Below are 19,205 nucleotides of genomic sequence, written 5' to 3'. Positions count from 1 at the left end.
TCCTTTCAATGTCCTCAATCCGAACCGATGGTCCACCCGAAGCAATTGTTGCGGTCGAACATGTCTACAAGTCAGTCACCGATTCAACCGGAACGCTGGACATTCTGCAGGACATCGATTTCACGCTGGGCGCGAAGGAGACTGCCGCCATCGTCGGCGCGTCGGGTTCGGGCAAGAGCACGCTGCTGTCGATCGTCGCGGGCCTGGACACGCCCACCCGTGGCACCGTGAAGCTGGCCGGGGAGGATCTTTTCGCCATCGACGAAGACGATCGTGCGGCCCTGCGCGCCCAGAAGGTCGGGTTCGTGTTCCAGAGTTTCCAGCTGCTCGGCAACCTGAGCGCGCTCGAGAACGTGATGCTGCCACTCGAACTCGCCGACCGCAAGGACGCCCGCAAGGCCGCGACCGAAATGCTCGGCAGGGTCGGTCTCGGCCAGCGGCTGGGCCACTACCCCAAGGTGCTGTCCGGCGGCGAACAGCAGCGCGTGGCGCTCGCCCGTGCGTTTGTCGTGCAGCCGGCATTGCTGCTGGCCGACGAGCCCACGGGGAGCCTCGACTTTGCGACGGGCGAGCAAGTCATGAAGCTGATGTTCGATCTCAATCGCGAACTCGGCACGACGCTGGTGCTCGTCACGCATGACCGCAGCATCGCCGATCGTTGCGAACGGCGGATCACCATCGAGGCAGGCCGCGTGGCGCTCGACGGACACGCGCCCGAGCGCACGTCGTTGGCGGCTCGATAATCGCCCGATGTCTTCTCCCAAAGTGATCTTCGGCTTTCATGCCGTGGGCGTGCGCATCAAGACCGCACCCAAGTCGGTGATCGAGGTGCTCTTCGATGCAAGCCGGCGCGACGCGCGAATGCGGCAGTTCATCGCGCGCGCGCAGGAAGCCGGCGTGCGGCTGATCGAGGCTGACGGTCTGCGCCTTTCAAAGCTGGCCGGCAGCCACGGCCACCAGGGCGTGGCCGCGCGCGTGGAGCCGGTCGCCCAGACGCATTCGCTGGACGAACTGCTCGAAGGCCTCGAAGCCGCCGGCACCATGCCGCTGCTGCTGGTGCTCGACGGCGTGACCGACCCCCATAACCTGGGTGCCTGCCTGCGCGTTGCAGACGGCGCGGGCGCCCACGCGGTGATTGCTCCGAAGGACCATGCAGCCGGCATCAACGCCACCGTCGCCAAGGTTGCGAGCGGTGCGGCCGAGACGGTGCCGTACTTCATGGTGACCAATCTTGCGCGAACCCTGGGCGAACTCAAGGAACGCAACATCTGGTGCGTAGGCACGAGCGACGATGCCCCCGGCACGCTCTACCAGTGCGACTTGAAGCGTCCGCTCGCGATGGTGCTGGGCGCCGAAGGCGAGGGCATGCGACAGCTCACGCGCAAGACCTGCGACGAGCTGGTCAGCATTCCGATGGCGGGCACGGTCGAGAGCCTCAATGTGTCGGTCGCAAGCGGCGTGTGTCTCTACGAGGCCATGCGCCAGCGGCTCGTCTGACGCTTTTCTCCCAGCAATCCGTGCAGCCGACGCTCACGTACAACCCCGAGCCTTCCACGCCGAAGCTGCGCCTGCCGCCTGGCGCTTGTGACGCGCATGTGCACGTGTTCGGCCCGGCAGCGCGCTTCCCGTTTGCGGCGCGCCGCAGCTTCACGCCGGCCGATGCGCCCAAGGAGACGCTGTTCGCGTTGCATCGCCGCCTTGGTGTCGATCGCTGCGTCATCGTGCAGTCGCTGTGCCACGGCCATGACAACCGCGTGGTCGAAGACGCGATCGCGGCGGGCGGCGGACGCTACCTGGGCGTGGCCCTGCTGCCGCTCGATGTGGACGATGAAGAGCTTTCGCGGCTTGCCGATGCGGGCTTCAGGGGCGTGCGCTTCAATTTCACCAAGGATTCGCAGGACGATTTCGATGCCCGGCGTGTCGTTGATTTCACTCATCGGCTGGCGCCTCTGGGTATGCACCTGCAGGTGCATTTCGATCGCGGGCTAATTCATGCGTTGGAGGCGCCGCTTGCGGAAAGTGCAGTTCCCGTCGTGGTCGACCACATGGCGCGCGTCGATGCCTCTGCGGGAACGGCGCACGCCGACTTCGTTGCGCTCCACACGCTGATGAAGAACCCGCTGTTCCGCGTCAAGGTCAGCGGCATCGACCGCATTTCGCGCATTTCGCGCGAACTCGGCTACACCGACGGCATCGCCATCGCCCGCGCGCTCGTGCATGACTTTCCGGATCGCTGCTTCTGGGGCACCGACTGGCCGCATCCGCTGCACGATCATGTGCCGGACGACGGCGTGCTGGTCGACGCGCTGTCGCAGATCGCGCCTGAAAAGGCATTGCGAGAGCGCCTGTTGGTCCACAACCCACAAGCCTTCTACCGCTTCGATGCCTGATCCGGCAACGCCAGCTATTTGGCGGGCCGGCTGACGGTCGCACCCGGATTGTTCTGCGCACCTTCAGGACTGGCGTGCTCCTGGCCCGTCGGATCGGCAATTTGCATGACCTTGCCCTGCTGCCAGGCGCCGGCGCCTTCGGCAATCTCGGGCGCACCGATCGATTCACGGTCTTTCTTCTTCTCCGCGCTGTCGATGCCGAAACGCTTGTCACGCCCCGCGACCATGTCAGCGTTCGTCTGCCCGTCGGCAGTGAATCCCATCATGAGCTGCGGCACACCAAGCGGCAGTTCCTTGTGGCGGTCCGTGTGCCAGGTATGCCAGGTCTTGCCGTAGGTGCTGATGATCTTCTTCATCAGTTCGTGCTCCGCAGCCTGCGGAATCCCGGGAGCGATGAGCTGGCCTGACTTCACTTCATGGACGTGGCTGTGCCAAAGGGACTTTTCCTCAGCCGGGAGGGTCTTGAAAAGCCGCTCGCTGATGATGTATTCGACCCCCATGATCTTTGCGTCCTTGACGTTGCCGTCATAGATTACGCACTGGATCAACTCATCATTGAGGATCGTGCAGTAGTGATGGGCCTCCATCTGGCCCTGCGGATTTCCGTTGTAGAAGTGAAATCCGTCTAGGTAGGTGTTGATCGCTTCGATCGGCGGCCTGTCCTGCATGGCGGCGGCGCCTGCCTCCAGCGCCTTGGTCTTGCCGGCCTCTTTGGCGCCTGGCGAATCAACGTTTGACGCGGTGTTGCTTCCACCGCATCCCGCGGCAATGGTCGTCGCGGCAAGGACAGCGAGAAAAGCGGTGCGCATGGGACTCTCTCATGGCCCGACGCGCTGGTAGGTGCCCTTCGGCAGGCATTTGCTGGCTCCGGTCACTTCGAGCTTCGTGAACTGGAAGTCGGATTCGATGGTGTAGTCCTTGCCCTTGTCCTTGCCCTTTTTCGAGTGACTGGCGTGAGTACGGGGCCTGAATTTCTTGTCCGGACAGAGGCTCGACACGAATTCGTTCCCCAGGCGCCCGCCCGCACGCCATTCGATACTGACGGGTCCGCTCGCGTAGGTGCCTTCGAAGTCATCGAACGCCAAGGCGCCGAAAGATGTGGCACAGAGCAGGATCGCAAGAACTGGTCTCTTCATGTGGCTCCTTGAGCAAGAAGGAAACTCGGCCAAAATATTTTGCCCTTTTTTCGGGATGGCAAGCCTGCCACTTTTCTTTGAGAATCGCGGGCTCTACCACTGCGGTCAGCGAGCACGATGATGGTCCCATTGCAAGGTTGCTTTCGGCGAGCATTGCTGCCGTCCCTTGAGATGGGCATGGCAATGGTCATGCTGCTGGCCCTCGGCGCCTGTACGACCTATGGTGTGGTCCAGAACGTGCCGCTCAATCCGGCCGACCCGAGCCCCGTCTATGCCTTGAGTGGATTCGCCAAGAATCCGCGCCTTCACTCCTCCGAATTGATGCTGGCCGTTGCCTTCTCGGGCGGCGGCACGCGCGCCGCGGCGTTGTCCTATGGCGTCTTGCAGGAACTGCGCGACACGCGAGTGCGGATGAACGGCAAGGACCAGAGCCTGCTGGACGCCATCACCGTCATCAGTTCGGTTTCGGGCGGCAGCTTTACGTCGGCCTACTACGGCCTCTATGGCAATCGCATCTTCGCGGACTATGAAGATCGGTTTCTGCGCAGCGACGTCGAGGGCGCACTGGTGCGCGGGTTCATGGATCCCGCCCGCTGGTTCAGCAATCAAGGCCGCACCGAAATGGCGGTGACCTACTACCAACAGACGCTTTTCGGCAACGCAACCTTCGGCGACCTGATCAAGGGTGACGGCCCGATGATCCTCATCAACAGTTCCGACCTGAGTTCGGGTGGCCGCTTTTCCTTTGTCCAGGAATATTTCGACCTGATGTGTTCGGACCTGACGAAGTTTCCGCTGGCGCGCGCGGTTGCTGCGTCCAGTGCCGTGCCTGTGCTGTTCGGGCCCGTGGTGCTGGAGAACTACAGCGGCTGTGCCCCGGGAATCCCCCCGTGGTTGGCGGCCGCGCAGGCACGGGATCGGGATAGCGACTACCTGACCATGGTCGTACACGACGACCTCTCCTACCGGAACAAGGTGGCCCACAAATACGCGCAACTGGTGGACGGCGGCATCACCGACAACCTGGGTCTGCGCGCGTTGCTGGCGGCGGTGGACCTGGCAGGCGGTGCGGAGAAGTACATCCAGTCGCAAGGCATGGCAACGCCGCGACGCCTCGCCATCATTTCCGTCAATGCTGCGGCCGATGCCGTCGGTGGCATCGGAGAGACCAGCCGGGCGCCGACCTTCGAGCAGACGATGAACGCCGTGACCAACGTGCAATTGCATCGCTACAACGTGGCGACCCTCGAGCAGACGCGGCAAAGCCTGATTGAATGGACGCGCGATCTCTCGACGCCCCAGCGACCGGTGAGTTCGTATTTCATCCCGCTGAGCTTCGAAGACGTGCCGAACGTGCAACTGCGCCGTTTCCTGAATGAGATCCCGACCAGCTTCGTGCTGGACAAGGAACAGGTGGCGCGCTTGATCCAGACCGGACGTGAATTGCTGCGCAGCAATGCCGACTATCAGCGCCTGCTCGCCGGACTGCGTGAGTAGAAGAAAAAAAGCGCGCAGGACTCTCGACCCGCGCGCTTTTCCAACGTCTACAGGCGTTCAGGCGGCTCAGGCGACTTTCACGTCGATGCGTCGCGGTTGTGCATGCTCCGCCTTCGGAATGCGCAGCGTCAGCACGCCTTGCGCCAGTTCCGCGGTGACCTTCTGCGTGTCCAGCTCCTTGCTCAGCGTGAAGCGGCGGTGAAAGCGGCCGAGGCCGACTTCCGTGTGGTGCGACTGCAAGCCCTCGGGCACGGTCAGCGCCGATTCGGCATCGATGGTGAGCGTGTCGGCCTCCACTTGCAGGTGCAGCTTGTCTCTCGAAACGCCCGGCAAGTCGGCGTAGAGCGTGATGCCGCTCGCATCCTCGATCACGTCCACGGGCGGCGTGAGCGCCGCGTCGGCATAGTTCGCTTCGTCCTTGCGGGCCATGGCCTTGCCGGAATCGGACTTCACGGTGTCGATGTCGTTCATGGTCGTAGCTCCTTCTGTCACTGGATGGCGATGCGTCGCGGCTGCGCGGAGGCGCGGCGCTTGATGGAGATGTGCAGCATGCCGTCGGTGTACTTCGCGTCCACAGCGTCGGGATCGGCATCGTCCGTCAGGGTCAGCACGCGGCGGAAGCTGCCTGCGAAGCGCTCGTTGATGTGCACGCTCGATTGCTCGTTGTCGGGCAGTCGGCTCTCGCGCTTGCCGGCGATGGTCAACAGGCCGCGGTCGAGATTGACTTCAAGCGTGGACGGATCGATGCCGGGTGCAAAGGCATAGATTTCGACCGATTGGGGCGTGCCGCCCACATTGAGGGCCGGAAAGCCGCTGCGGCCGATGCCGCGGATGGTGGGAGACAGATCGAAAGCCTGCTGCATTTCGCGTTGCAGGCGATCCATCTCGGCGAAGATGTCGCGCGGGAACAAGGATCGATACATGGCGAATACCTCCATTCGGTTGAATAGAGCGCCGGAGACGCCTCCGGCGCTTCCGAGACGAAATTAGGAGCGCCGAAAGCGAATTCAAGAGTGGCGACGAGCACCCGAACGGGTGTCGGCCCACGCCCTACACGAGCGTGAAGAAGCGCATCACCACCTGGGCCGGGTGCCGCACGCCGACGCCGACGAACATGCGTTCGCCGATCCATTTCAGCGCGGGCGAGGCGGTCTCCATCCGCGGGCTGCAGCGGAAGTAGATCTGCGCCGGATTGACCGGCTCGCCGCGCAGGAGCTTGGCCATGACCTTGGCCGGCGCGGCGCGCACGGCGTGGTTCTGCACGTAGATCAAGTCACCGGCGTCTGTCTCGAGGCCGTAACGCGCATCGAGTTCGGACAACGTGTCGCTCACGATCAGCTGGAGATCCGTGCCGCCCGGCAACACCCGCGCCGTCCAGCCATTGCCCTTAGCCGTGCCCCCCGTGATCGGCACCAGCCGCCGCATGCCGCGCGGCCCGGTGCTCAGCACTTGCGGCACGCCGACTTCGACTTGCAGGTCAGCGAAGTATTCGAGAGAGGGCGGGGCGAGCGGATCGGTCGAACTCATCCTCAAGCTTCCGCGCTGGCTGCGTCGAGCGCGGCGATGATTTCCGGCGGCAGCTGGAGGTTGGCAGCGGCGGTCAGTTCGTCCAGCTGCTTGACCGAAGTGGCACTCGCGATGGGTGCGGTGATCGAGGGTCGGGCAATTTGCCATGCGATTGCCACCTGCCCCTGGGTTGCGTCGGTGGCCTTGGCTGCCTTGTCGAGCGCATCCAGAATGCGCAGGCCGCGCGGATTCAGGTACTTTTTGGTCGTGTTGCCACCGCGTGCGCTCTTCGCCGCATCGGCCTCACTGCGGTATTTGCCCGTGAGAAAGCCGGCCGCAAGCGCGTAGAAGTTGATCACGCCGATGCCGCGCTCGACGCACAGCGGCTCCAGGTCTTTCTCGAAGACGGCGCGGTCATACAGGTTATAGAGCGGCTGAAGGCTCTCATAGCGCGGCAGCCCCTGCTTTTCGGCCACGTCCAGCGCCTCGGCCAGCCGGGGGGCGGTGAAGTTCGATGCGCCAATCGCTCGCACCTTTCCTGCCTTGATGAGTGCGGCAAAAGCCTCGGCCGTGTCGGACAGCGGTGTTTCAGGATCATCGTCATGCGACTGGTACAGGTCGATGTGATCGGTCTTCAGGCGCTTGAGCGAAGCGTCGACGGCTTCCTTGATGTAAGCGGGAGCCAACCCCTTCTTGCCTTCGCCCATCGGCTTGCCGACCTTGGTCGCCAGCACCACCCGGTTGCGCTTGCCGGTCTGCCGCAGCCACTTGCCGATGATGGTTTCGGATTCGCCGCCGCTGTGGCCGGGCACCCAGCTTGAATAGACGTCGGCGGTGTCGATGAAGTTGAAGCCGGCGTCCAGCCATGCATCGAGCAGGCGGAACGACAGGGTTTCATCGACGGTCCAGCCGAAGACGTTGCCGCCGAAGGCCAGGGGCGAGACTTGCAGGCCGGAACGGCCGAGGGGTCGAAGTTGCATGGATGTTTTCCGTAAGGTCGGAGGGTCAGACGAAGCCGACGGCGCCGAGGATGGCACCGGCACCGAGCAGCCACAGCAAATGGAAGCGCGTGCGCCATACGATAAAGGCCGCTGCGGCCGTGAGCAGCCACAGATGCCATGCAGGCGCGCTGCCGGTGTGGTTACCTGTTGCCAGCACCCAGCCGGTGGCGATCAGCAGGCCCACCACCACCGGCGCCATGCCTTGCTTGAAAGCACGCACTTCGCGCCTTTGGCGATTGCGATGGCCCCAGCGCGTGGCGAAGTAGGTGAGCGTGGTGCTGGGCAGCATGATGCCGATCATCGTCACCGCCAATCCGAGCAAGCCGAGCAGCCAGGCCTGCGGTCCCGCGCCGATGCCGCCGCCCGCATTGAGGCCCACGTTCCAGCCCATGAGCGCCACGAACAGCACGTTGGGTCCCGGCGCCGCCTGGGCGATGGCGATCGACGAAGTGAACTGTGCATCGGTCAGGAGGCCGTGCTGGCCGACGAGATAACGGTGCATGTCGGGCACGGTGGTGATGGCACCGCTGATCGACAGCAGCGAAAGCAGGAGGTATTGACCGAAGAGCGACAGCCAGTCGTGCCAGTTCATCACGACCGTCATGGCGCGATCCTTCGCCACGTGCGGACGCAGGCGGTGCCGCCCACGACCAGCAACACCCATCCGAGCGGAACCCGGCCCAGCGCGATGGCGGAGAACACCAGCGCGACGATGACGAGGCATGCGGTGAAGCCCAGCGGGTGCCTGCGAAGCGGCGGGATCAGCTTGATGCCCGTTGCCGCGATCAGCCCGCCGGCCACTGCCCCCATGCCGCGCAGCGCGCCGGCCACCAGTGGGTTGGCGGCGTATTGGGCATAGAGCACCGCGAGCACGAGGATCACGCAAAGCGGCACGGCCAGCATGCCGGCCAGCGCCGCCATCGCGCCACGCAGTCCGAAGGCGCGGTCGCCGATCATGAGCGCGAGATTGATGACGTTCGGGCCCGGCAGGACCTGCGCGACCGCCCAGTCTTCGAGGAACTCGTCAGGCGTCAGCCATTGCTTCTTTTCGACGACCTCTCGCTGGACCACGGCCAGCACACCGCCGAATCCCTGGAGCGCCAGCCAGGTGAATGAAAGGAACAGATCTCGGGGGGACTTGGGACGCGGTCGGTCGGTGTCCGACGCCGCGCTGTGAAGGGGCGGATGCATTGCGGCCGATTATCGTAGGCCGCTGCATGGCGCGCACAGCACGCCGTCCGACTTGCGAAGCCGCGGCATGCTGCGAAACTCCGCGCATGAATGCCGTCCGCGCGCTTTTGGATCTCTGCAAGCAAACCTTCGCCTCGTGGCGCGCCGACTACGCTCCGAGCATGGGTGCGGCGTTGGCCTACTACACGGTGTTCTCCGTGGCGCCGCTGATCCTGATCGTGATCTCTGTCGTGGGCCTGGTGTTCGGGCGCGACGAGGCACGCGGCGAAATCTTCGAGCAGATCTCCGGCCTCATGGGCGCAGACGGCGCGCGCGCCGTGCAGGGAATGCTTGAAGCCCTCAACAAGCCAAGACAGGGCATCGTCGCGACCGTGGTCGGCCTGGCGCTGCTGGTCGTGGGCGCGACGACGGTGTTCGGCGAGCTTCAGGATGCCTTCGACCGCATCTGGCGAGCGCCCGCGCGACTGACCAACAACGGCATCATCGATTTGTTGCGCGCGAGGCTGCTCTCATTCAGCATGATCATGGGCATCGGCTTCCTGCTGATGGTGTCCTTGATCGTCAATGCGGCGCTGGCGGCGCTCGGCGAATGGTGGGCCCCCTTCTTTGGAGGCTGGGCCGTGATCGCTCAGGAGGTCAATTCGGTACTGGGCTTCGTGATCGTGACCGTCGGGTTCGCGATGATCTTCAAGATCATGCCGCGCGTGAGGGTGCAATGGCGCGACGTGTGGATCGGCGCCGCGGTGACGGCGGTGCTGTTCACGGTCGGCAAATACTTGATCGGCCTTTACATCGGCAAGACCGGCATCGCCTCGGGCTACGGCGCGGCCGGGTCGCTGGTGGTGGTGCTGGTGTGGGTCTACTACTCGGCGCAAATCTTCTTGCTGGGTGTCGAGTTCACCTGGGTGTATGCCCATGAATACGGATCGTTGAAGCACTCGCCTCGCCCGGGTGCACAGGCTTCACCAACGCGTCCCGATCAGCCGGCCGCGTTCAAGCCTAACCCTTGAAGCCCCCCGCATCGAGGAACTCGCGTTCCTCAGGCGTGGTGTCTCGCTTCAAGACCGCATTGCGATGCGGAAAGCGCCCGAAGCGCGCGATGATCTCGCGATGATGCGCCGCAAAACGCCGTGTATCGGCGTCGAGTTCGGCGTTGAGGGCGACCGATCGCTCCTGCTGGGCCAGTGATTCGGCGTGCATGAACGGCAGATAGAAGAAGCGCCGGAGCGCCGGGTCAACCTGGCGGTCCAGTCCGGCGTCGACGGCGGCCGATGCGACCGCCAGCGCCTTGGCGTCGGTCGCATACGTGCGTGCGCTGTCGCGCCAGGCGTTTCGCGGGAACTGGTCGAGCAGCACCAGCAACGCCAGTGCGCCCTCGGCGTGGGCGGCCCACGCGTCTAGCGCGCCGGTCGCCGCGGCATCGTGCGCCGCTTCGAAGCGCGATTTGAATTGGGCATCGAAGGCCTCGTCCTTGGCGAACCAGCGTTCAGGGCCCGCTTGCGTCCAGAAATCGACGACTTCTCGTGAGGAGGGCAGGGTGTTCATGTGTGGAAATGATGCCACTGCCATCCGCAAAACGGGTTGGTGGCCGACAGCGTGCGGCCTCGAGGCTGCCTATGCTGGGGAATTCACGAACTGCTGGAGATTCCATGAACCGATATGGCACCAACTTGCGCATGGCCCTCGTGGCCGGCGTGGCGACCGCGGCCCTTGCAGGCTGCGGAATGATGTCCAAGTCCAACACCGCCAGCTTCAGCGGCGCGATGAATGCGGCCAGCGAAGTGCCGCCGAACATGACGCGCGGCAGCGGCTTGGCTGAAGCGTCGCTGAACAAAGAGACGAACGTCCTCAAGTACAAGATCACGTACGACGGCTTGAGCGGTCCGGCCACCGCGGCGCACTTCCATGGACCGGCTGCGTCGGGCACCAATGCGCCCGTGGTGCTGCCTTTCTCGTCGACGGCCAGCCCCATCGAGGGACAAGCGACCCTGACACCGGCGCAGGCCGCCGATCTCATGGCGGGGAGGTGGTATGCCAACGTGCACACCGCGGCAAACCCGGGCGGGGAGATCCGCGGACAGATGCTGCCGAAGATGTAGCCGGCGGCCGTCACTCGCATGGTGTCCAATGGCGCGATGCGAGACCCCCGGAAAACGACGCTTTCAACCGCCCACACCACCGTTCCCCGAGTCGACATCGCCAGCGTCAAGAAGGCGCTGGTGCTGCAGGGAGGCGGTGCGCTGGGCGCCTATCAAGCCGGCGTGTATGCCGGCGTCTTCGAACGACATCGGGCGCTCGACTGGGTTGCCGGCGTATCGATCGGGGCCGTCAATGCCGCGCTGATCGCCGGCAACGCCCCGGAGATGCGGGTGCAGCGCCTGCGCGAGTTCTGGAACCTGGTCTCTTCGGGCCCTGCGCAGCGCGTGCCTGCATGGTGTTTCGACCGGTCCGCGTTCAACCAGTGGAGCGCGGCCACCACGGCACTGTGCGGAGTGCCCGGCTTCTTCGAGCCGCGCCGCACGCCCGCGCTGCTTCTGGGGCTGGCCGCACCGGTGCCGAGCTACTACGACACCGCACCGCTGAAGGCCACCCTGGAACGGCTGGTGGATTTCGACCGCATCAATCATCCCTCCGTGCGCTTCAGTGTCGGCGCGGTGAATGTGCGCACCGGCAATTCGATCTACTTCGACAACACAGTGCAGCGCATCGGGCCGGAGCACATCATGGCCAGCGGCGCGCTGCCTCCGGGCTTTGCGCCGGTGCACATCGACGGCGAAGACTACTGGGACGGCGGCATCGTCTCCAACACGCCCCTGCAATACGTGCTGGACACCCATCCGCGCAGCGAGCCGCTGCTGGTGCTGCAAGTGGACTTGTTCTGCTCACGCGGCGCCATGCCGGGCACCATCGCCGAAACGCTGGAGCGACAGAAGGACATCACCTATTCGAGCCGCACCCGCATGAACACCGACGCGCTGGCGTCGAACTTGAACCTGCAGCAGGCCATCGCGGACCTGATCAAGAAGCTGCCGCCGGCGCTGCGCAACGACCCGAGCGTGGCCTCGGTCAGCGCCCAGCTCTCGCACAAGCCCATCGAGATCGTGCACCTGATCTACCGCGACAAGCCCTATGAACTCGAATCGAAGGACTACGAGTTTTCGCGCGCGTCAGTCGACGAGCACTGGGAGGCCGGTCTTCGCGACATCCGCAACACGCTCGATCACCCCGAATGGCTGCAGAGCGCGTCTCAGACCAATGGCGTCACCACCTTCGACCTGACCGACCCCAATGCTCGGCGTGTCCGCCGCCCGATGAAGCTGCCGACGATTCCCGCTGGCCAATAGCCGCGCCATCAGGTTTGCCTTAAGTCGCGGCACGCAGATTGCACTCTCCTCTCACTCATCCCCCTTCAAGCAAAGGAAACTTCATGCAGCTCAAGGACAAGGTCGCTTTCATCACTGGTTCTGCCAGCGGTATCGGCAAGGAAATCGCCATCGTGTTCGCCCAGGAAGGCGCAAAGATCGTCATTGCCGACCTCAACAAGGAAGCCGCCGACGCGACCGCCGCCGAACTCAAGGCGACCGGCGCGCAAGCCATCGGCGTTGGCGTCGACGTCACCAATGAAGACCAGGTCAACGCGTCCGTCGAAGAGGCCGCGAAGGCTTTCGGCGGCATCGACATCCTGATCAGCAACGCGGGCATCCAGATCGTCCACCCGGTGGAGGAATTCACTTTCGCGGACTGGAAGAAGATGCTGGCGATCCATCTCGACGGCGCCTTTCTCACCACCAAGGCTTGCCTCAAGCACATGTACGCGCAGGGCCGTGGCGGCAGCGTGATCTACATGGGTTCGGTGCATTCGAAGGAGGCGTCGCTGCTCAAGGCGCCCTACGTCACCGCCAAGCACGGCCTCATCGGGCTGGCAAAGACCGTGGCCAAGGAAGGCGCCAAGCATGGCGTGCGTGCCAATGTGATCTGCCCGGGTTTCGTGCGCACGCCGCTGGTCGAAAAGCAGATCCCCGAGCAGGCAAAGACGCTGGGCATCACCGAAGAGCAGGTCGTGAAGAACGTGATGCTCAAGGACACGGTGGACGGCGAGTTCACCACCACCGACGACGTCGCCCGCGTCGCGCTGATGTTTGCGGCTTTTCCAACCAACGCGCTCACTGGCCAGTCGCTGGTCGTGAGCCACGGCTGGTTCATGCAGTAGTCAGCTTGAGCTCCCAGGTTTCGCCCACAAGCTTCTGGCCGAAACCTTCGTAAGGCTCCGACTTGACGAGCTTGAAGCCGCGCGCTGCGTAGATGCGGCGCGCGGCGGTCAGGCAACTGTTGGTCCAGAGAACCATCTTCTTGTAGCCCTTGTTGCGCGCGAAGGCAATGCATTCGTCCGTCAGGCGGGCTCCAAGGCCCATGCCCCGCGCCTTGGGGCTCAGGATCAGCATGCGAAGCTGCGCGGTCGCGGCCGATTTGCGAACGAGAAAGACGGCGCCCACCCGCTCGCCGTCCAGTTCGGCGATCCAGCAGCGTTCCCAGCCTGGCTGGAACTTGCGCAGGAACTGGCCGGCAATCTCGGCGACGAGGGCTTCGAAATCGCTGTTCCATCCGTATTCGCGCGCGTAGATTTCCCCGTGCTGCTGGACGACCCAGCCGATGTCGCCAGGACCGGGGTCGCGCAGCACGACCGTGCGTTGCGGACGAGGCTCGGCGCCGGGATCGAGCAGCGCCTGGACCGTGCTCATCGCGTCGATCAGCTTGTGCCGCTCCGATGCGGCCAGCGGTGCGAGCAGGGCGGCAGCTTCGTCGCGGGACTTCTGCTGCAGCGGCGCGAACGCCCGGTAGCCCGCCTCGGTCAGCCGCAGAAGGCTTTGCCGAGCATCCCGCGCGTGGGGCTCGCGCGTGAGCCAGCCCCGTGCCTCGAAGCGGCGCAGGATGCGGCTGAGATAGCCGCCATCCAAATGCAGGTCTTTTCCAATTTCGCTGGCCACAGGCGTTTGGCGATGCGCCAACTCGTAGAGAACGCGCACGTCGGTCAACGAAAGATCGCTGTCCAGATACGGGTCGAGCACGCCGATGCGACGCGTGTAGAAGCGATTGAATTGGCGGATTGCCTTCACCGCCGCTGCCTCGTGACCGAGGGAGGAAGTCGAAGCGGGAGCCGATGCGGGAGAGATTGTTTCGGTCGACATGCTTGCCATTGTCATCAAAGTACTTGACCAAAGCAATCAAATGCCTCGCTCGAACCAGACAGTTCGCATTGCCTTTGAGGCGACAAACCTACTCGGAAACCCTAAAATCGCGGGTTGCCCACAACGGGCCCACCCGGCCCGTAGGCCTCCAAGGCGGCATTGCCACCCATCGCCGCCCATACCCTGATGAATGCCCCCGTCGACGTCTCCTTTTTCACGCGCGCCGCCAAGCCGCTGACCAGCTACCGCAAATATTGGGCGGCACGATTCGGCACGGCCAAGTTTCTGCCGACTTCGCGCGCCGAAATGGACGCCCTCGGCTGGGACAGCTGCGACATCATCGTGGTCACCGGCGACGCCTATGTCGACCATCCCAGCTTCGGCATGGCCGTGATCGGCCGCATGCTGGAGGCTCAGGGCTTCCGTGTGGGCATCATTGCGCAGCCCGACTGGCAAAGCGCGGATCCCTTCAAGGTGCTCGGCAAGCCGAACCTGTTCTTCGGCGTCACGGCCGGCAACATGGATTCGATGATCAATCGCTACACGGCCGATCGCAAAATCCGCAGCGACGACGCCTACACGCCTGGCGACGTGGGCGGCAAGCGGCCCGACCGCGCGGCCATCGTCTATTCGCAGCGCTGCAAGGAAGCCTGGAGCGACGTGCCGATCGTTCTCGGCGGCATCGAAGGGTCGCTGCGCCGCATCGCGCATTACGACTACTGGCAGGACAAGGTTCGCCGCTCGATCGTGGTGGACGCCAAGTGCAACCTGCTGCTCTACGGCAATGCCGAGCGCGCCATCGTCGAGATCGCCCATCGCCTCGCCGCGCGCGAGCCGGTGCACCAGATCACCGACGTGCGCGGCACCGCCTACGTCCGCCGCGAAACGCCCGAAGGTTGGTTCGAGATCGACTCGACCAGCGTCGACGAGCCGGGCCGCGTCGAGGCGCACGTCAATCCCTACTTGATGGTGTCCGAACAGGCCAAAGCCAACGGCGCGACCTGTGCCAGGGAAGACGAGGCCGAAGCCGTGGCAGCGGCTGCCGAAGCGGCGGTTTCGGTCAACACGGCCGTCAATCCGGCCATCAAGCCGCTGACTTTCGTCCCCAATCCCGCGTTGCAGAGCCGCTCGCGTGTCAAGGTTCCGCCGCGCGACCGATCGGTGATCAGGTTGCCCTCGTACGAGCAGGTACGCGCCGATCCGGTGCTCTACGCCCATGCCAACCGCGTGCTGCACCTTGAAACCAACCCCGGCAACGCACGCGCGCTGGTGCAGGCTCACGGTGAAGGCACCACCGCACGCGACGTGTGGATCAACCCGCCGCCGATCCCGCTGACGACGGCCGAGATGGACCATGTATTCGATCTGCCCTACGCGCGCAGTCCGCATCCGCGCTATGCCGACGAGCATGGAAGCCACGACGGCGCGACCAAGATCCCTGCCTGGGAAATGATCCGCTTCAGCGTCAACATCATGCGTGGCTGCTTTGGCGGCTGCACCTTCTGCTCGATCACCGAGCACGAAGGCCGCATCATCCAGAGCCGCTCGGAAGATTCGATCATCAAGGAAGTCGAGGCGATCCGCGACAGCGTGAAGGGCTTCACGGGCACCATTTCCGACCTCGGCGGCCCGACGGCCAACATGTACCGCATCGGCTGCAAGTCGCCCGAGATCGAGGCGGCCTGTCGCAAGCCGAGCTGCGTATACCCAGGCATCTGCCAGAACCTGAACACCAACCACGATCCGCTGATCAAGATCTATCGCCGCGCGCGTGCGCTCAGGGGCATCAAGAAGATCCTGATCGGCTCCGGCCTGCGCTATGACTTGGCCGTGCAGTCGCCCGAATACGTCAAGGAACTGGTGCAACATCACGTCGGCGGCTATCTCAAGATCGCGCCCGAGCACACCGAACAAGGTCCGCTCACGAAGATGATGAAGCCCGGCATCGGCAGCTATGACAAGTTCAAGCAGATGTTCGAGAAGTTCAGCGCTGAGGCGGGCAAGAAGCAGTACCTGATCCCGTACTTCATTGCCGCGCACCCGGGCACAAGCGACGAGGACATGATGAACCTCGCGGTCTGGCTCAAGAAGAACGGCTTCCGTGCCGACCAGGTGCAGACCTTCTATCCGTCGCCCATGGCGACCGCGACGGCCATGTATCACACCAACAGGAATCCGCTGCGCAAGATCACTCGCGAGAGCGAGACGGTCGACATCGTGCGCGGCGACAAGCGCCGCCGCCTGCACAAGGCGTTCTTGCGCTATCACGATGCCAACAACTGGCCGCTGCTGCGCGAAGCCTTGAAAGCCATGGGCCGCGCCGACCTGATCGGCAACGGCAAGCATCACCTGATCCCGACATGGCAGCCACTGACCGACGGCACCTACCAGAGCGCGCGCCGCAAGAACTCGACGCCGGTCGCATTGACGCCAGTGAAGCCTGCCAAGGGCCGCATCCTCACGCAGCACACAGGGCTGCCGCCGCGCGATACCGGGGCAGGGCGCCCGAAGCCTTCCGCCGGCAAGCCGATTCGCAAGGGGCGATAGAAGCGCATCGAGGGGCGAAGGCGCGGCGGTTGTTGTAGGGTGTTGCCCATGAACAAACTGCCGGCAGCGATTCTTCTCCGCATCGGACTTTGGCTCTTTCTCAGTGTCATCTCGATGGGCGCGCACGCTGCGCTCGATGCGGGGTCGGCAGAGGCCATGCGCGAACTTCATCGCAGGCTCGGCGACCAGCTGGCCAACAGCCCCTTGAAACGCCCGATCGTCCTCGATTCGAAGGAAACCGACGGCGGCCTTCAAGGCGACGTCTACGGCGTCATCGATGACTCCATCGACGATGTTCGTCGCGCGCTGGAGCGGTCTTCACAGTGGTGCGACATGCTGGTGCTGCACATCAACAATCGTCGCTGCCGAGCGGCTCGCACGCCGGGCGGCGAGACAGTCACGCTGAGCGTTGTGCCGAGCTACGACAAGCCCATCGACCAGGCCTTCGAACTGTCATTCATGCATCGGGTCGTGCACGACTCGCGAGACTATCTGTTGGTCGACCTTTCCGCAGAGTCAGGGCCCATGGGCACCAGCCACTACCGCGTCCTGCTCGAAGCCATTCCCCTCGGCGAGCACCAGACCTTCCTGCACTTTGCGTATGCCTACGACCACAACATGATGGCGAAGCTCGCCACACAGGCCTATCTCGCCACCTTCGGCAGCAACAAGGTCGGATTCACGGTCGTCGGCAAGACAGCGGATGGCACGCCCGAGTACATCCGGGGGCTGCGCGGGCTGGTGGAGCGGAACGCGATGCGCTATTTCTTCACCCTTGATGCCTACCTCGACGGCCTTTCGGTGCCCGGGCCGGAGCGCGAGCAAAAGCGCCTGAACAGCTGGTTCCAATCGGTCGAGCAGTACCCGACCCAACTTCACGAAATCGACCTCGCCACTTATCTTGCGATCAAGCGCGAAGATCGCCAGCGCGACGCGCAGACTCCACGCTAGGGCCGCAGGATCAGCACCGGCGTGTGCGAATGCGTCAACACATGCAGCGTTTCGCTGCCCATCAGCACCCGCGTGATTCCACGCCGGCCGTGCGAGGCCATCACGATCAGATTGCAGTCGTGAACGCGGGCGCACTCGATGATGGCTTCGGACACCAGCTCCGACTGCATCACGACGGCTCGCGCGCTCTTGACGCCCCGCGCCTCGGCCTTGAGCTTGACCGCGTCGACCACGCGCTGCGCCTCGGCATCGGCCTCGTCTCGCAGCCGGGAGACTTCTGGCTGACTCAGAAGGAGCGAGCCTTCGAAATAGCTGGCCGGGTAGTGGTGAACCACCTTGACGACGGTGAGTTGCGCGCCCGTGAGGACGGCCAGCTCGATGGCGCCGTGGACGGCCAATTCCGACAGATCGGAGCCGTCGGTGGCAACGAGGATGCGTTCATACATGGCGAACTTCCTTGGGCGGGAGACGCCCGCCCCGCAATGATCAGATTAGTTCGCCGCGAGCCGGCCGGCAAGGTGCGCAGATACGTCTAGACGCAATTGCCTAGCGGCTTGGCGGCAACTCCGGCGGTGCACGGCCCCGGTCTGGTGCGAACCCGGTGCAAACCCGGTATCTCGATGCACCGAAATTAAGTAGTCTCTCCATGAAAATGTAGAAGTGACTTACTTATCGCTGGCATGGTTTCTGCACATCACTGCCGTCCAGCGACCTGCCGAAGAAATTTCGAGGACAGTACATGACCGCCTACGCCTACAACGCCTGGTACCCCCTTGCATGGTCTCGCGACGTCGGACGCGACATCGTCGCGCGTCGGGTTCTCGAGGAGGATCTCGCCGTCTATCGCACCGAGGACGGCATCGTCGCCGCGCTGGACGACGCGTGCCCGCACCGGCTCGCACCGCTGTCGATCGGCCGGCTGCGCGGCAATGCCATCGAATGCGCCTACCACGGGCTCACTTTCGACTGCGCCGGTCAGTGCGTCGCCGCGCCGGGGATGGCACGCATACCGCCCAGCTTTCACGTGCGCAGCTATCCGACTGCGGAGAGCATGGGCATGGTCTGGGTGTGGATGGGAGACCCGGAGCGCGCCGACCGCAGCCAGGTCTTTCATCTGCCGGAGTACGACGACCCCCACTACAGCGTGGTTGAAGGCGATGCGCTGCTGGTACAGGCCAACTACCTGAGCCTGGCCGACAACCTGTGCGACCCGACGCACGTCGTCTATGTGCATCAGACCACTTTGGCGAGCGCCGGCCGCGAGGAAACGCGGGTACAGCACGAGCGCCAGGGCAACAAGGTCGTGACCTGGCGCTGGGTGATCGATGGTCCGCTGATCCCACTGTTCGAAGGCCTGAAGGATTTCGGCGGGAACGTCGACCGCTGGCACTACTACCACTATCACGCGCCGAGCATCGCCGTCATCGACTTCGGCTCCGCGAAGACCGGCACCGGTGCACCCGAGGGCAAACGCGAGGACTGCATCCAGATGTTCGCGTGCCACTTCATCACGCCCGTCGATCAACGCACTTGTGTGCAGCATTGGCTCTGCTTGAAGAACTCACCCTCGGACCCCGTCATCGACGAGCGCCTGCGCAGCAACCTGCGGCTCGCCTTCAATGAAGACAAGCACGTGCTGGAAGCCATCCAGCGCAACGAAGACAAGCCGCGCCAGTGGCACCGCATCCAACTCGGCCTGGACGGATCGTCCATCAAGATGCGGCGCATCGTCGAGGAAATGGCTGCCGGAGACCGTTGAGCCGCGCAGCGTTCTGCTTTACGTCCTGCTTCATGTCCTGA

General features: G+C 64.1%; 22 protein-coding genes. 11 read left to right on the top strand and 11 right to left on the bottom strand.

The features are described 5' to 3' along the window. The first annotated feature begins 8 nt into the window (after positions 1 to 8). The 3 genes from AC1DEK_RS03215 to AC1DEK_RS03205 are packed head-to-tail and all read left to right on the top strand — an operon-like array spanning position 9 to position 2,390. Positions 9 to 743, top strand: a complete 735-nt coding sequence (locus AC1DEK_RS03215) for an ABC transporter ATP-binding protein (RefSeq protein WP_478123740.1) — start codon at positions 9 to 11, stop codon at positions 741 to 743. Positions 744 to 750: 7 nt separating this feature from the next. Beyond that, the gene (gene rlmB / locus AC1DEK_RS03210; RefSeq protein ID WP_478123739.1) at positions 751 to 1,497 is read left to right on the top strand and encodes a 23S rRNA (guanosine(2251)-2'-O)-methyltransferase RlmB; all 747 of its coding nucleotides are present in this window, start codon (positions 751 to 753) and stop codon (positions 1,495 to 1,497) included. Positions 1,498 to 1,517: 20 nt separating this feature from the next. Beyond that, positions 1,518 to 2,390 carry an amidohydrolase family protein gene (locus AC1DEK_RS03205; protein WP_478123738.1) on the top strand — a complete coding sequence of 291 codons (873 nt, stop codon included), beginning with the start codon at positions 1,518 to 1,520 and terminating at the stop codon, positions 2,388 to 2,390. A 14-nt stretch (positions 2,391 to 2,404) separates the two neighbouring features. On the opposite strand, the gene AC1DEK_RS03200 is transcribed toward AC1DEK_RS03205, so the two are convergent. Together AC1DEK_RS03200 and AC1DEK_RS03195 are read right to left on the bottom strand one after the other, a co-directional pair. After that, a complete protein-coding gene (locus AC1DEK_RS03200; RefSeq protein WP_478123737.1) occupies positions 2,405 to 3,199 on the bottom strand; it encodes an OBAP family protein in 795 nt (264 codons plus the stop codon). A gap of 9 nt (positions 3,200 to 3,208) precedes the next feature. Continuing rightward, positions 3,209 to 3,526 (bottom strand): hypothetical protein, encoded by a 318-nt coding sequence (locus tag AC1DEK_RS03195; protein ID WP_478123736.1) that lies wholly within the window; start codon positions 3,524 to 3,526, stop codon positions 3,209 to 3,211. 177 nt (positions 3,527 to 3,703) lie between these two features. On the opposite strand from AC1DEK_RS03195, the gene AC1DEK_RS03190 reads away from it, so the two are divergent. After that, positions 3,704 to 5,023 carry a patatin-like phospholipase family protein gene (locus tag AC1DEK_RS03190; protein ID WP_478123735.1) on the top strand — a complete coding sequence of 440 codons (1,320 nt, stop codon included), beginning with the start codon at positions 3,704 to 3,706 and terminating at the stop codon, positions 5,021 to 5,023. Positions 5,024 to 5,089: 66 nt separating this feature from the next. Here the strand turns inward: AC1DEK_RS03190 and AC1DEK_RS03185 are convergent, their stop codons facing one another. The 6 genes from AC1DEK_RS03185 to AC1DEK_RS03160 form a co-directional block, all read right to left on the bottom strand. After that, a complete protein-coding gene (locus AC1DEK_RS03185; RefSeq protein ID WP_478123988.1) occupies positions 5,090 to 5,452 on the bottom strand; it encodes an Hsp20/alpha crystallin family protein in 363 nt (120 codons plus the stop codon). A gap of 59 nt (positions 5,453 to 5,511) precedes the next feature. Continuing rightward, positions 5,512 to 5,946 (bottom strand): Hsp20/alpha crystallin family protein, encoded by a 435-nt coding sequence (locus AC1DEK_RS03180; RefSeq protein WP_478123734.1) that lies wholly within the window; start codon positions 5,944 to 5,946, stop codon positions 5,512 to 5,514. Between the two features lie 127 nt (positions 5,947 to 6,073). Next, positions 6,074 to 6,550: a DUF3237 domain-containing protein gene (locus tag AC1DEK_RS03175; RefSeq protein ID WP_478123733.1), complete on the bottom strand. Its 477-nt coding sequence runs from the start codon at positions 6,548 to 6,550 to the stop codon at positions 6,074 to 6,076. A gap of 2 nt (positions 6,551 to 6,552) precedes the next feature. After that, positions 6,553 to 7,509, bottom strand: coding sequence for an aldo/keto reductase (locus AC1DEK_RS03170; RefSeq protein WP_478123732.1), 957 nt, complete (start codon positions 7,507 to 7,509; stop codon positions 6,553 to 6,555). A 25-nt stretch (positions 7,510 to 7,534) separates the two neighbouring features. Next, positions 7,535 to 8,134, bottom strand: coding sequence for a chromate transporter (locus AC1DEK_RS03165; RefSeq protein ID WP_478123731.1), 600 nt, complete (start codon positions 8,132 to 8,134; stop codon positions 7,535 to 7,537). Beyond that, complete coding sequence (locus AC1DEK_RS03160) at positions 8,131 to 8,721, bottom strand: chromate transporter (protein WP_478123730.1); 591 nt, start codon at positions 8,719 to 8,721, stop codon at positions 8,131 to 8,133. The genes AC1DEK_RS03165 and AC1DEK_RS03160 overlap by 4 nt, the downstream gene beginning before the upstream one ends. Before the next feature lie 86 nt (positions 8,722 to 8,807). Between AC1DEK_RS03160 and AC1DEK_RS03155 the strand changes: the two genes are divergently transcribed. Then, entirely contained in the window at positions 8,808 to 9,731 is a 924-nt protein-coding gene (locus AC1DEK_RS03155; protein ID WP_478123729.1) for a YihY/virulence factor BrkB family protein, read from the top strand. On the opposite strand, the gene AC1DEK_RS03150 is transcribed toward AC1DEK_RS03155, so the two are convergent. Continuing rightward, positions 9,721 to 10,266 carry a DUF924 family protein gene (locus tag AC1DEK_RS03150; RefSeq protein WP_478123728.1) on the bottom strand — a complete coding sequence of 182 codons (546 nt, stop codon included), beginning with the start codon at positions 10,264 to 10,266 and terminating at the stop codon, positions 9,721 to 9,723. The genes AC1DEK_RS03155 and AC1DEK_RS03150 overlap by 11 nt on opposite strands. A gap of 104 nt (positions 10,267 to 10,370) precedes the next feature. On the opposite strand from AC1DEK_RS03150, the gene AC1DEK_RS03145 reads away from it, so the two are divergent. The 3 genes from AC1DEK_RS03145 (at position 10,371) to AC1DEK_RS03135 (ending at position 12,931) form a co-directional block, all read left to right on the top strand. Next, on the top strand, positions 10,371 to 10,820 hold the full coding sequence (locus tag AC1DEK_RS03145; protein ID WP_478123727.1) for a CHRD domain-containing protein: 450 nt from the start codon (positions 10,371 to 10,373) through the stop codon (positions 10,818 to 10,820). A gap of 36 nt (positions 10,821 to 10,856) precedes the next feature. Continuing rightward, positions 10,857 to 12,065: a patatin-like phospholipase family protein gene (locus AC1DEK_RS03140; RefSeq protein WP_478123726.1), complete on the top strand. Its 1,209-nt coding sequence runs from the start codon at positions 10,857 to 10,859 to the stop codon at positions 12,063 to 12,065. Between the two features lie 83 nt (positions 12,066 to 12,148). Continuing rightward, positions 12,149 to 12,931, top strand: coding sequence for a 3-hydroxybutyrate dehydrogenase (locus AC1DEK_RS03135; RefSeq protein ID WP_478123725.1), 783 nt, complete (start codon positions 12,149 to 12,151; stop codon positions 12,929 to 12,931). Here AC1DEK_RS03135 and AC1DEK_RS03130 read toward each other — a convergent pair. After that, complete coding sequence (locus AC1DEK_RS03130; protein ID WP_478123724.1) at positions 12,921 to 13,907, bottom strand: bifunctional helix-turn-helix transcriptional regulator/GNAT family N-acetyltransferase; 987 nt, start codon at positions 13,905 to 13,907, stop codon at positions 12,921 to 12,923. The genes AC1DEK_RS03135 and AC1DEK_RS03130 overlap by 11 nt on opposite strands. Before the next feature lie 186 nt (positions 13,908 to 14,093). Here AC1DEK_RS03130 and AC1DEK_RS03125 point away from each other — a divergent pair, with 186 nt between their 5' ends. Beyond that, the gene (locus AC1DEK_RS03125; protein ID WP_478123723.1) at positions 14,094 to 16,454 is read left to right on the top strand and encodes a YgiQ family radical SAM protein; all 2,361 of its coding nucleotides are present in this window, start codon (positions 14,094 to 14,096) and stop codon (positions 16,452 to 16,454) included. Positions 16,455 to 16,502: 48 nt separating this feature from the next. Then, positions 16,503 to 17,405, top strand: coding sequence for a hypothetical protein (locus tag AC1DEK_RS03120; protein WP_478123722.1), 903 nt, complete (start codon positions 16,503 to 16,505; stop codon positions 17,403 to 17,405). Here AC1DEK_RS03120 and AC1DEK_RS03115 read toward each other — a convergent pair. Continuing rightward, positions 17,402 to 17,851, bottom strand: coding sequence for a universal stress protein (locus AC1DEK_RS03115; protein WP_478123721.1), 450 nt, complete (start codon positions 17,849 to 17,851; stop codon positions 17,402 to 17,404). The genes AC1DEK_RS03120 and AC1DEK_RS03115 overlap by 4 nt on opposite strands. 293 nt (positions 17,852 to 18,144) lie before the next feature. Here AC1DEK_RS03115 and AC1DEK_RS03110 point away from each other — a divergent pair, with 293 nt between their 5' ends. Further along, positions 18,145 to 19,164, top strand: coding sequence for an aromatic ring-hydroxylating dioxygenase subunit alpha (locus AC1DEK_RS03110; RefSeq protein ID WP_478123720.1), 1,020 nt, complete (start codon positions 18,145 to 18,147; stop codon positions 19,162 to 19,164). Positions 19,165 to 19,205 lie beyond the last annotated feature (41 nt).

Source organism: Variovorax sp. 10N420 (assembly GCF_056394705.1).
Note: the sequence above shows the minus strand (reverse complement) of the source record. Positions and strands in the feature narration are given on the sequence as shown.